At 70.0% G+C, this 12,049-nt stretch carries 11 protein-coding genes; 4 read left to right on the top strand and 7 right to left on the bottom strand.

Translation table 11 applies throughout. From position 1 onward, the window contains the following. Positions 1-42: 42 nt before the first annotated feature. Positions 43-1,407, bottom strand: coding sequence for an endo-1,4-beta-xylanase (locus ABZ855_RS09620; protein WP_360803650.1), 1,365 nt, complete (start codon positions 1,405-1,407; stop codon positions 43-45). A gap of 395 nt (positions 1,408-1,802) precedes the next feature. After that, positions 1,803-2,858, bottom strand: coding sequence for a LacI family DNA-binding transcriptional regulator (locus ABZ855_RS09615; RefSeq protein ID WP_360803647.1), 1,056 nt, complete (start codon positions 2,856-2,858; stop codon positions 1,803-1,805). A gap of 141 nt (positions 2,859-2,999) precedes the next feature. Between ABZ855_RS09615 and ABZ855_RS09610 the strand changes: the two genes are divergently transcribed. The 4 genes from ABZ855_RS09610 (at position 3,000) to ABZ855_RS09595 (ending at position 8,867) form a co-directional block, all read left to right on the top strand. Then, positions 3,000-4,343: an extracellular solute-binding protein gene (locus ABZ855_RS09610; RefSeq protein ID WP_360803644.1), complete on the top strand. Its 1,344-nt coding sequence runs from the start codon at positions 3,000-3,002 to the stop codon at positions 4,341-4,343. A 364-nt stretch (positions 4,344-4,707) separates the two neighbouring features. Beyond that, on the top strand, positions 4,708-5,592 hold the full coding sequence (locus tag ABZ855_RS09605) for a sugar ABC transporter permease (protein ID WP_360804168.1): 885 nt from the start codon (positions 4,708-4,710) through the stop codon (positions 5,590-5,592). Between the two features lie 4 nt (positions 5,593-5,596). Beyond that, positions 5,597-6,505, top strand: a complete 909-nt coding sequence (locus ABZ855_RS09600; protein WP_360803641.1) for a carbohydrate ABC transporter permease — start codon at positions 5,597-5,599, stop codon at positions 6,503-6,505. 40 nt (positions 6,506-6,545) lie between these two features. Continuing rightward, positions 6,546-8,867 carry a glycoside hydrolase family 3 N-terminal domain-containing protein gene (locus ABZ855_RS09595; protein WP_360803638.1) on the top strand — a complete coding sequence of 774 codons (2,322 nt, stop codon included), beginning with the start codon at positions 6,546-6,548 and terminating at the stop codon, positions 8,865-8,867. Between the two features lie 20 nt (positions 8,868-8,887). Here ABZ855_RS09595 and ABZ855_RS09590 read toward each other — a convergent pair whose 3' ends face one another. The 5 genes from ABZ855_RS09590 to ABZ855_RS09570 all read right to left on the bottom strand — a co-directional run bounded on the left by ABZ855_RS09590 (position 8,888) and on the right by ABZ855_RS09570 (position 11,957). Then, positions 8,888-9,856, bottom strand: a complete 969-nt coding sequence (locus ABZ855_RS09590) for a DUF3152 domain-containing protein (RefSeq protein ID WP_360803635.1) — start codon at positions 9,854-9,856, stop codon at positions 8,888-8,890. Further along, positions 9,853-10,884, bottom strand: a complete 1,032-nt coding sequence (locus ABZ855_RS09585; RefSeq protein ID WP_360803632.1) for a hypothetical protein — start codon at positions 10,882-10,884, stop codon at positions 9,853-9,855. Before ABZ855_RS09585 ends, ABZ855_RS09590 begins: the two co-directional genes overlap by 4 nt. A 26-nt stretch (positions 10,885-10,910) precedes the next feature. Further along, positions 10,911-11,414 carry a SigE family RNA polymerase sigma factor gene (locus tag ABZ855_RS09580; RefSeq protein ID WP_360803629.1) on the bottom strand — a complete coding sequence of 168 codons (504 nt, stop codon included), beginning with the start codon at positions 11,412-11,414 and terminating at the stop codon, positions 10,911-10,913. A gap of 166 nt (positions 11,415-11,580) precedes the next feature. Beyond that, entirely contained in the window at positions 11,581-11,802 is a 222-nt protein-coding gene (locus ABZ855_RS09575; protein ID WP_360803626.1) for a hypothetical protein, read from the bottom strand. Then, complete coding sequence (locus tag ABZ855_RS09570) at positions 11,799-11,957, bottom strand: hypothetical protein (RefSeq protein WP_360803623.1); 159 nt, start codon at positions 11,955-11,957, stop codon at positions 11,799-11,801. The genes ABZ855_RS09575 and ABZ855_RS09570 overlap by 4 nt, the downstream gene beginning before the upstream one ends. Between the last annotated feature and the right edge of the window lie 92 nt (positions 11,958-12,049).

Raw genomic sequence — 12,049 nt, 5'->3', positions numbered from 1 at the left:
ATGAGCGGCATTCTTCGGAAAATCTCACACTTCTCGCCGGGTTCAGCCCAGGGTGACCGTCGGTACGGGGTTGCTGCCGCTCCAGGTCCCGTTGAAGCCGAAGCTCACCGAACCGCCGCTCGGGACCGTCCCGTTGTACGAGGCGTTCGCACAGGTCACGGCTGCCCCGGCCTGGGTGCAGTTGGCGTTCCAGGCCTGCGTGATCTGCTGTCCCGCGCCGTACGTCCAGTTCACCTTCCACGACGACAGCGAGCGGCCCGCGGAGCAGGCGATCGTCACCTGGCCGGTGAACCCGGTGTTCCACTGGCTGGGGACGCTGTACGACGCCGTGCAGCCCTCCGTCGACGGGGTGCCGCCGAACGACTGGGCGATCGCGTAGTACGCCGGTTTCGGGCTGAAGTTCTCGGTGTACGGGGTTGCCGCGCCGTAGCCGTCGAACACGTCCGGGATCCATGAGTCGGAGTCCGTGAACCCCCAGACCGTCACGCCGACGCACCTGGTCACAGCCACACAGGCGCCCATGACGGCCTTGTAGTCGGCCGCCTGCTGGGTCAACTTGGCGTCTGTGGCGGGCAGTTGCATACGGATGTCCAGTTCCGTGATCGCCACGTCCACGCCCAGATCGGCGAACCGCTGGATGTTCTGCTGGAGGCTCGAGGGGTACTGGCCGAGGATCAGGTGCGCCTGCAGGCCGACTCCGTCGATCGGGACCCCGCGCTCCTTCAGGGACTTGACCAGGTTGTAGAGGGCCGTGCTCTTCGCGTTGACGCCCTCCACGTTGTAGTCGTTGATGTAGAGCTTCGCCGTCGGGTCGGCCGCCCGGGCCCAGGTCAGGGCCTGGGCGATGTAGTCGGTGCCGAGGTTGTTCGACCAGATGGTCGAGCGGTAGGTGCCGTCCTCGTTGAAGGGTTCGTTCACCACGTCCCAGGCGGCCAACTTGCCCTTGTAGCGGGTGACTTCGGTGGTGATGTGGTCCTGGAGGATGCCGGTCAGCTGGGCCGGGGTCCAGGTGCCGTTCGTCAGCCAGCCCGGGTTTTGGCTGTGCCAGACCAGGGTGTGGCCGCGGACCTGTTGGTTGTGGGCCTGGGCGAAGTTGACGATCTGGTCGGCCTCGGTCCAGTTGTATGTGCCGCGGGTGGGTTCGACGGACTCCCACTTCATGGCGTTGCCGGGGGTGAGGGAGTTGAACTGGGTGCCGGCGAGGTCGCCGTAGGTGCCGGTGAGTTTGTTGCCGGTTACCGCTGTGCCTATGACTTTGCCCTTGGTGGTGGCCAGGTCGCGGAGTGGGGGGTCTGCGGCGGTGGCTGTTCCGGTGGCGGCGGTGAGGAGGAGGGTGGTGGCGGTTGCCGTTGCGGCGAGGAGGAGGGGGAGCAGGCGGGGGCGTAAGGGGGTTCTGGAGGGGCTCATTGCGGGTGCCTCCGAAAGTTTCGGCTGGTTGACCGATTGACTTCGGTGCAGTGTGGGGGGAGTTGGGGGGCTCGTCAATATGGTGGGGGCGGTGGGTTGGTGCGGGTACGTTGGGGGTTTCGCGCAGTTCCCCGCGCCCCTTATCGGGCCGGTGGGTTTGTGCGGGTGTGTTGGGGTTGTTCGCGCAGTTCCTCGCGCCCCTGAGGGGGGCGGTCAGGCCGGTGGGGTTCGTGCGGGTGCGTTGTGGGTTTTTGCGCAGTTCCCCGCGCCCCTGAGGGGGGCTGTCAGGCCGGTGGGGTTCGTGCGGGGGCGTTGTGGTGGGTTTTTGCGCAGTTCCTCGCGCCCCTGGAGTTGTGGTTGTTCGCGTAGTTCGCCGGCAGTCACCGCGACCCCGGTCAGGGGGTCGATGGTGGTGTTGTTGTGCTGTTTCTTACTACCAAGGTTGTGGCCAGTTCCACCCTTGTTGCGCCTGAGGTGCCTTCTTCTCGGCCCAGGTCCAGGACCAGCTTTGCCGCTGTTTCCGCCATTTCCATCAGGGGCTGGCGGATCGTTGTCAGTGGGGGGCCCACCAGGCGGGCGATCGGGAGGTCGTCGAAGCCGACGACGCTCAGGTCCTCCGGGATGCGCAGGCCCAGTTCGCGGGCGGCCTCGTACAGGCCGAGGGCCTGGAGGTCGTTGCCGGCGAAGACCGCGGTCGGGCGGTTCGGGGTGCGCAGGAGTTCGAGGCCGGCCCGGTAGCCCGTCTCGTGGTGGAAGTCGCCGACCTTGAGGAGGGCCGGGTCCACGGGGAGGCCCGCCGTTTCCAGGGCCGCGCGGTAGCCGTCCACGCGGGCGCGGCTGCACATCATCCGGGAGGGGCCGCTGATCGACGCGATGCGGGTGTGGCCCAGTTCGACGAGGTGGCGGGTGGCGGCCAGGCCGCCCTGCCAGTTGGTCGCGCCGACGGAGGGCACGTCGTCGCCGGGGTCGCCCGCCGGGTCCATCACCACGAACGGGATGGAACGGCTGGTCAGCAGTGCGCGCTGGGACTCGTCGAGGCCGGACAGGACGAGGATCACGCCGTGCGGGCGGCGCGCCGCGACCTGGTCCGCCCAGGTGCGGCCCGGGGTCAGACGGCCCGCGCTCTCGGAGAGGACCACGCTCAGGCCCTCCTCCCGCGCCGCGTTCTCCACACCCCGGATGACCTCCATCGCCCACGCGCTCTCCAGCTCGTGGAAGACCAGGTCGATCAGCGGGGAGCGGGTCGCCTCGGCTCGGCGGCGCCGGTAGCCGTAGGCCCGGAGCAGGTCTTCGACGCGGGTGCGGGTCGCCGGTGCGACATCTGCGCGGCCGTTGAGCACCTTCGAAACAGTCGGGGCCGATACGCCTGCCTCGCGGGCGATCTCGGCGAGCGTCGCGGTCTGCGTGGACTGCGGTGTCGTCTGCGTTTCAGCGGGTTTCGGAGGTCTCATGGCGGCGATCGTATCCCTGCGTGACCTCTTGACGAAGACCTCGTCCCCTCATAAATTTCCGGAACATTCGACGTACCACCCGAAAGATTCGTGCAGAGACTCGTTCCGGTTTCGTTCAGAACATTCGCGAGAGGTGCAGTCATGGAGTCGAACAGAGGGCGGTCCACGGGGGCCACCGGTACGGCGTTCAGCAGGCGCTGGGTGCTCGGCGCCGGTGCCTCCGCCCTGCTCACCACCGGCCTCAGCGCCTGCGGCTCCGGTGAGGGTTCGGGCAGCGGCGGGGACACGATCACCGCGTTCGTGTACGGGGACGACGCCGTGAAGGTGCAGGTCGCGGCAGTCAAGCGGTTCAACGCCTCGCCGGCGTCGAAGACGGCCAAGGGCAAGATCAAGCTGGAGAAGATCCCGGGCTCGGACTACCTGCCCAAGCTGCGCACGGCGATGGGGTCGCCCAGCGCCCCGGACGTCTTCTTCAACTGGGGCGGCGGCTCCATCAAGGCGTATCAGGAGGCCGACAAGATCGTCGACCTGACGGATGTGATCGAGAACGACCCCGTGTTGAAGAACGGCTTCCTGCCCTCCGTGCTCGCCGCCGGTGACCTCAAGGGGCGGCACTACGGCATACCGATGCGCGGTATGCAGCCGGTGATCCTCTTCTACAACAAGACCGTCTTCGCCGAGCAGAAGCTCCAACCGCCCACCACCTGGGACCAGTTGCTCGACATCAACACCAAGCTGAAGAAGGCGAACATCACCCCGTTCGCCCTCGGCGGCTCCGACGTCTGGCCCGAACTGATGTGGCTGGAGTACCTGGTTGACCGTATCGGCGGCCCCGAGGTCTTCCGGCGGATCCAGGACGGCGACGCGGAAGGCTGGGGCGACCCTGCGGTCCTGAAGGCCGCCGAGATGGTGAAGGGACTCGTCGACGACGGCGCCTTCGGGTCGAAGTTCACCTCGGTGTCGTACGTCAACGGCGGTGCCCCGGCGGTCTTCGCCAAGGGCAAGGCGGCGATGCATCTGATGGGCTCGTGGGAGTACTCGACGCAGCTCGGCAAGTTCCCCGACTTCGCCAAGTCGAGCCTGGGCTGGGCGGCCTTCCCGAAGATCGAGGACGGTTCCGGGGACGTCCGTAACGTCGTGGGCAACCCCACCAACTACTGGTCGATCAACCCCCGTACGCAGAACAGGGACGCGGCGATCGCGTTCCTCAAGGACTGCGCGTCCGAGGCGTACGCGAAGGACCTGGTCGCCCTCGGCGACGTCCCGACGACCTCGAACGCCGCCGCGCTGCTGTCGTCCGCGCCGAACCCCGAGTACGCCAAGTTCCAGTACGACATGGTCCAGCAGGCACCGGCGTTCACGCTCTCCTGGGACCAGGCGCTCGGCGACGAGCTGGGCACCAAGATGCACACGGAGATCGGCAAGCTCTTCACGGGCAAGTCGTCGCCCAGCGACTTCGTGTCGGCCTGCAAGGGGCTGAATTGAATCCTCCCCCAGCTGAAGCAGGGGGATTCCTGGCTCACGCTGCCTGCGGGTCAGCGACCCGGCAGGGCTTCCACGATCAACACCAGCCGGGTTGAAACCAGCCCGGTTTGATACCGCAAAGCTTGGAGGTGCATGTGCTGTCTTGGCTCTCGATCAGCACGGTGTACGCGCTTGGTTCTCGCAACGCACAGCGTGCAGCTTACCCGATCAGGTGGACGATGTTTCGCCTTTGGGGCGAAAGCCCGCTTCCTGCCCTGCTCCGCAGGAGTCCGATTCTCCCCCGCAAGCGGGAGGTGCCCCCACCCCGGCCTGAAGGCCGAGGCATCCTCGGAGGGGCCCAGTGAGCGTCGCGGACAAGACGGCCGTGGCGTCCGCCGCACGGTCCGCCGGGAGCGGCAAGGTGCGGGCCGGGCGGCCCAGCGCCGTGTGGGCGCTCCCGGCGGTGCTCTTCTTCACCTTCTTCGCGGTCGTGCCGATGGCCCTGGCCTTCTATCTCTCCTTCACCAAGTGGGACGGCCTCGGCGACCCCAAGCCGGTGGGCTTCGCCAACTGGCAGAAGCTGCTGGACGATCCCCGGCTGACGCAGTCACTGGGGATCACCGTCCTGCTGACGGTGGCCAGTTGGGTTTTCCAGACGGTGGTGGCGTTGCTGCTCGGGGTGTGGGCGGCAGGCCCGCAGCGCAACCGGGCGGTGCTCTCGGCGATCTTCTTCGTGCCGTTCCTGCTCTCGTCGACCGCCATCTCGGTGCTGTTCTACGCCCTGCTCGACCCGAACTTCGGCATCATCCAGAAGGACACACTGGGCTCGTCCAGCGGCGCGTTCCTCGCGATCGTGTTCGTCGGCGGCTGGCAGTTCATCCCGTTCCACACGCTGATCTACCAGGGCGGCGCCCGCCAGATCCCCACCGTCCTCTACCAGGCGGCGGCGATCGACGGCGCGGGCCGCTACCGCCAGTTCTTCTCGATCACGCTGCCGCAGCTACGGCACACCATCACCACGTCGACCGTGCTGATCGTCGTCGGCTCACTCACCTACTTCGAGACGGTCCTGATCCTGACCAAGGGCGGCCCGGGCACGGACACGGCGATCCTGCCGTACCTGATGTACGAGGCGGGCTTCAAGACGTACGACTTCGGCTATGCCAGCGCCATCGCGTCCGCGCTCGTCCTGGCCGCCACGGGCCTCTCCGTGCTCCTCGTGCGGCTGACCGGTTTCGGCGGCATGCGCAGTACGCGTGAAGGGATGTGACGGAGTGTCACACGACACACTCCCCCGCCCCACGACCGCCGAGAAGCGTCCGGAGCAGCCGGGGCGGCGGCCCGACGGGCGGCGGCGCAAGCACTGGACGAAGCGCGCCAACCCGCTCGCGGGCCTCGGCTCGATCGTCTGGCTGGTGATCGTTCTCGTCCCGATCTACGCCATGCTCTCCGCCTCGCTCACCGGCCCCGACAAGGCCCTCACCGGCAACCCCCTGAAACCGCCCGCCGATCCGACCCTCGACAACTACAACACCGTCCTCCACTCGGGCTTCTGGCATCTGCTGAGCAATACGGTGATCGTCGCCGTCACGGTCGTCGGCATCGTCCTCGGGCTCTGTGTCCCGCTGGCGTACGTGGCCGTGCGCACCCGCACCCGGTGGTCGGGGGCGGCCTTCCGGCTGTTCCTCCTCGGGGTCGCCATCCCGGCGCAGGCGGTGGTGGTCCCCCTCTATCTGCTGATCGCCAAACTCGACCTGTACGACAGCCTGTTGGCGGTCATCCTGCCGACGGCGGCGTTCGCCATGCCGGTCTCGGTGCTGGTGCTCACCGGCACCCTGCGGGACATCTCGGAGGACCTGTACGAGGCGATGGCCCTCGACGGCGCCTCCCCGCTGCGCATGCTGTTCCAGCTGACCGTCCCGCTGGCCAAGGGCGGGATCAGCACCGTCGTGATCTACGCGTCCCTGCAGGCCTGGAACGGCTTCCTCTTCCCCCTGATCTTCACCCAGTCCGACGAACCACGCGTCCTCACCCTCGGCCTGTTCAACTTCGTGAGCCAGTTCGGCGTGAACATCCCCGCCCTGCTCGCGTCGGTCGTCCTCTCCGGCGTCCCGATCTTCGCCGTCTATCTGGTGGCCCGGCGCGCACTGGTCGGCGGCCTGATGGGCGTGGGCGGCAAGTGAACCGGCGGCCGGTGAACCCCCCTTCCCTGACAGGAGTTTCATGACCACGGCTCCCTGGCGTGACCGCGCCCTGTCCGCCGACGCCCGCGTCGCCGACCTGCTCTCCCGGATGACCCTGGAGGAGAAGGCGGCCCAGTTGTACGGCGTGTGGGTGGGCGCCTCGGCGGACGGACGCGACGTCGCCCCGCACCAGCACGACATGACCGCCGACTACGAGTGGGACGAGCTGATCACCCGGGGCCTGGGCCAGCTCACCCGCCCCTTCGGCACGGCCCCCGTGGACCCGGCGCTGGGCGCGCAGGCGCTGGCCCGCGCCCAGCGTCGCATCGCCGACGCGGGCCGCTTCGGCATCCCGGCGCTGGCCCACGAGGAGTGCCTCGCGGGCTTCACCGCGTGGCGCGCGACGGCGTACCCGGTCCCGCTGGCCTGGGGCGCCACCTTCCACCCCGAGCTGGTCGAGGAGATGGCGGCCCGCATCGGCCACGACCTCGCCTCGGTCGGCGTGCACCAGGGCCTCGCCCCGGTCCTGGACGTCGTACGGGATGCGCGCTGGGGGCGGGTGGAGGAGACGATCGGCGAGGACCCGTATCTGGTGGGGACGATCGGGTCGGCATATGTGCGGGGCCTGGAGTCGGCCGGGATCGTCGCCACGCTGAAGCACTTCGCGGGGTACGCGTCCTCGGCGGGCGCCCGCAATCTGGCGCCGGTACGGGCGGGCGTACGGGAGTTCGCGGATGTGACCCTTCCGCCGTTCGAGATGGCGTTGCGCGAGGGCGGGGCGCGTTCGGTGATGGCGGCCTACAACGAGACGGACGGCGTGCCCGCCTCGGCCGACGCGCGTCTGCTCACCCAACTCCTGCGCGAGGACTGGGGGTTCACGGGAACGGTGGTGTCCGACTACTTCGGCATCGGCTTCCTGGAGTCCCTGCACCGGGTGGCCGGTACGCCCGCCGAGGCGGCCCAGGTCGCTCTGGCGGCCGGCATCGATGTCGAGCTGCCGTCGATCCGCAGCTACGGCGACGCGCTGGTGGCGGCGGTACGGGCGGGGGACGTACCGGAGTCGCTGGTGGACCGGGCGGCGCACCGCGTCCTGACGCAGAAGTGCGAGCTGGGGCTCCTGGACGAGGACTGGCGGCCGGAGCCGGACGGCGGGCCGATCGACCTGGACTCGGCCGGCAACAGGGCGCTGGCCCGGCGACTGGCCGAGGAGTCGGTGGTTCTGCTGGACAACCCGGACGGGCTGCTCCCGCTGGCCCCGGACACCCGGATCGCGGTGGTCGGGCCACGGGCGACGGACGCCCTGGCGATGCTGGGCTGCTACTCCTTCCCCTCGCATGTCCTGCCCAGCCATCCGGAGATCCCGGTGGGGGTGGAGATCCCCACGCTCCTGGACTCGCTGCGCGCCGAACTCCCGGACGCCAAGGTGACGTTCGCGCAGGGCTGCGACACCTCGGAGCCGGGCACCGAGGGCTTCGAGGAGGCGGTGGCTCGGACCGCCGAGGCGGATGTGTGCGTGGCGGTACTGGGCGACCGGGCCGGTCTGTTCGGCGGGGGCACGTCGGGCGAGGGCTGCGATGTCGCCGAGCTGCAACTGCCCGGCGTACAGGCGGAGTTGCTGGACGCGCTGGTGTCGACGGGCGTTCCGGTGGTGCTGGTGCTGCTCACCGGCCGGCCGTATGCGCTGGGCCGCTGGCGCGGTCGGCTGGCGGCGGTCGTGCAGGCGTTCTTCCCCGGGGAGGAGGGCGGTCCCGCAGTCGCGGGTGTGCTGTCGGGCCGGGTCACGCCGTCGGGGCGGCTGCCGGTGAGTGTGCCGAGGGAGCGCGGGGGCCAGCCCTGGACGTATCTCCAGCCGCCGCTGGGTCTCGCGGGCGGGGTGAGCAACCTGGACCCGACACCGCTGTACCCGTTCGGGCACGGGCTGTCGTACACCTCATTCGTCTGGGAGGACTTCGCGGGCGAGAGGGGCGAGGGGGGCGACACGGCGGAGATCGGGACGGACGGGTCGTACGACGTGTCGGTGACCGTTCGCAACACGGGCGAGCGGGCCGGAGCGGAGGTCGTGCAGCTGTATCTGCACGACCCGGTGGCGTCGGTGACCCGGCCGGACGTGCGCCTGATCGGTTACCAGCGGCTGGAGTTGGCGCCGGGAGCGGCACGCCGGGTGACGTTCCGCTTCCACGCGGAACTGTCGGCGTTCACGGACCGCGAGGGGCGCAGGATCGTCGAACCCGGGGTGCTGGAGCTGCGGTTGGGTGCGTCCAGCGCTGACGTACGGCATACGGCTCGGGTGCGGATCGTGGGCGAGGTGAGGGAGTTGGGGACGGACCGGCGGCTGCGGTGCGAGACGGAGGTCGGCCCTTAGCGCCGATCCGGTCCTCTCCGTTACGGCACGGCGGGGCCGTCCAGGTAGCGGCCCTGCGTGTCGTACGGCCAGGCGTTGGACACACAGCCCTTGAGGCCGTCGATCTGCTGCATCATCGCGGGTGCGGGGAGACCCGGCCCCGGGCAGGTCAGATGCCCTCGGCCCAGATAGTGGCCGACCTCGTGGTTGACGATCAGGGCGCGGTACTCGACCGGCGGCCCGTCGAACTCGGGGGAACCGAGCTGCCAGCGCTTGAGGTTGATCACCACGGACGGGCCTGTGCGGCAGTTGACCTCGCCGATGTGGTCCGCCTGCTGCACGTTGCACAGCCTGTCCGTGGTGGTCGCGGTGGCGATCTTGAACGTCAACTCGGCTTCGGCGCCGGTGACTTGGCGGAAGGTGGCGCCCGCCCGGCCCCAGCCGCGCCGGTCACCCAGGATCGCGCCGATCTGCCGGGCCGCGTCCGCCGGGTCGACGCCCGCGCCGTCCTCGACCTGGACGCGGAAAGGGGTTCCCGAGGCGGGACCGGTGACGGTGAGGGGGGCCGTGGCGAAGGTGCCGGGACCGGAGGCGGGGACGGCGGGCTGCGAGGACCCCGTTCCCGAGCCGCTCCCCGCACCCTTCCCCTTCCCCGACCCGGAAGTACCGTCGGCTGACGGTGACTTGGGCACCTGGGGGGCCTTGGCGGACGCGGCCGCCCCGGAGGCGTCGGATGCGTCGGATGCGTCGGGGAGGGGGGCCGTACCGTCCGTCCCCGCGTCCGGGGAGGGATTGGTCGGCGACCGGACCGCCTCGGTGGAACGGCCCTGCGACTCCCTCGACGTGTTGTCGGGCAGCAGCCGGGGCAGCAGCATCGGCACCGCTGCCGTACCGAGCGCGGCGAGGCAGACGGTGGCGCCGATCGCCCCGAGCCGTTTTCGCTGCTTGCGCCGCCGCCGTAACGCGATTATTCGGCGCGGTCCGTTCGTGGCACGTCGTTGCTCACTCATTGCGAACCGCCTGTCGTGCTGTTGCTGTCGGTGCTGTCCGGGTCGCTCGCCGGGGAAGGCTCGACGGCGGCTCTCTGGGCATCGGAGGTCTGGGCGTCGGACGGCTCGTCGTCGGAGGTCTGGGGGACGGAGGCCCGCGGAGTGGGCTGCGTCGTGGCGGGCGTGGCGGGCGGGGCGGGCGGGGCGAGGGATGCCGCGCCCTCCGGGTTGGCCGGCTGATGGTCCGCGTCGTCCAACACCTGCTCCTTCATCTCGGCCTTCACCTCGGCCAGCACGGCCGGGGAGCCCGCCGCCTTCACCAACTGGGCGGTGGTCACGGGAGGGGAGAGCCCGAGGGAGCGGTCCGGGTCGACGGTCAGCTTCACGGTGCTCTCCGCGTAGCGGTAGCTGACGCTGAGGGACTGGCCGCCCAACAGGGCGCCGCCCGCCACGACGACCCGCGCCTCGGTCCGGTCGGGCAGCAACGCCGTATGGCAGGTCATGGCCCTCTCGGGCGGGTTCGGGCACTCGGCCAGGGGGGTCGCCCCGAGCACGACCTGCAAGCTCACGGGGAAGGTGTGTCCGTCGATCCGGCCGGCGAAGCGGCCCGTGTCGTCCACGGTGACGGTCCCGATCAGGTCGCCCAGCGCCCGGGTCAGCACCTTGGCCATGCGTAGCCGCTGGGCGGTCTCCGCTGCGTCCGTGGCCACGGGCGCCGGTGCGGTCGAGGCCGGCGGAGGTGTCGTGGAGGGGGCGGCGGGCGGTGCCGCCGGGATGACCGGCGCGGACGCGTGGTTGCCCAGGCCGCTGAGCACGGCCGAGCCGACGCCCCCGATCGCCAGGACCCCCAACACCGCGCCGGCGACGGCGGCCCTCGCCCGGATCCGGCGGCGCCCGCCGAGTCGTACCGCCTCGTCCGTCAGATCGGGCAGCATGGGCAGACCGGCGGCGGCCTGCTGCATCAGATCTCTGAGCTCCCCGACGAGCTCGTCGTCGGGTCCGGCCTCCGGCGCGGGCCCGTGCGGGCGGCCGGGTGGCGTGTCGTACACGGAAGTTCCTCTCAGCGCTGGGCGGTTCAGTACTCGGCGGTGTAAACATGGGCCTCGCCCAGGAGCTCGCGCAGCCGGGTCAGGGAGCGGGAACACTGGCTCTTGACCGTGGACTCGCTGCACCGCAGCTGCTCGGCGACCTCCGCGACACTCAGGTCCTCCCAGTAACGCAGGACGACCATCGCCCTTGCGCGGGGCGGGAGTTCGGCGAGCGCGGCCATGAGGGTGACGCGCAGCTCGGGTCTGGACACGGCGGGCGCGGGGTCGGGGCGGGCATGGGCGAGCAGGTCGCGCAGCCGGCGCCGGCGCTCGTGCAGGAACAGCCGGGTCAGGACGGTACGGGCGTAGGCGTCGAGGTGCTCGGCGCGGCTCGCGCGGGCCCAGTGCTGGAAGAGACGGGCCAGCGTGGACTGGACCAGGTCACGGGCGTGCTCGCGGTCGCCGCTGAGCAGATACGCCGTCCGGTAGAGGCGCTGCCGCCCCGCCCTCGCGTACTCCTCGAAGTCCCGCTGCCGGACCGTCGCCGACATCCAACCTCCCTGTCCCCGTGGTGCGTATGGCCGTTGCTGCCACGTGTCTCATACGCATCACGCCCCTCGCACGCCTCACAGGTCTCTGTCTCACCTGTTCTTGAGCGTGTTCGGGGTGGAAAGGTTGAAGGGGTTCAGAACATTTTTTCGAGACGGTTCGTTCATGTCACTCGTGGACGTGAGGTGATCCTGCTGCCGCACGCCGGCATGCCACATACCGCTGCGCGCCAGTCGCGCAGATCAGGGCGACGGGCAGGGAGGCCAGCCGCCACCCGTCCGGCAGCAGCCAGGCCGAGAACGCACCGAAGACGACCAGGACCAGAACCTGAACGACTCGGTCGCGGCGCCCCAGGATGCCCCTGCCCACACGCCACATCCGGGCGGTCACCGTCCGCCCCACCGGGACCTTGCGAGCAGCAGGACCGCGACCAGGGCGCAGACCAGGGACGAACCGGCGAGCATGTCGGCCCACAGGAGACGGTGGCCGCGTGGGATACGTGCTGTGATCCCGAGGGCGAGCCCAGCGCCGAACAGGATGTTCACCCACGCTCCCGCCCTGCCTCGGCTCCCCTCCGGACCTACCGGCGTTGCTCGCCCCGCGAGTTGGACTACGCCTCCCCCGACGAGAAACGCGG

The sequence above is a fragment of the Streptomyces sp. NPDC047042 genome (assembly GCF_040644035.1).
Taxonomy (GTDB): Bacteria; Actinomycetota; Actinomycetes; order Streptomycetales; family Streptomycetaceae; genus Streptomyces.
Note: the sequence above shows the minus strand (reverse complement) of the source record. Positions and strands in the feature narration are given on the sequence as shown.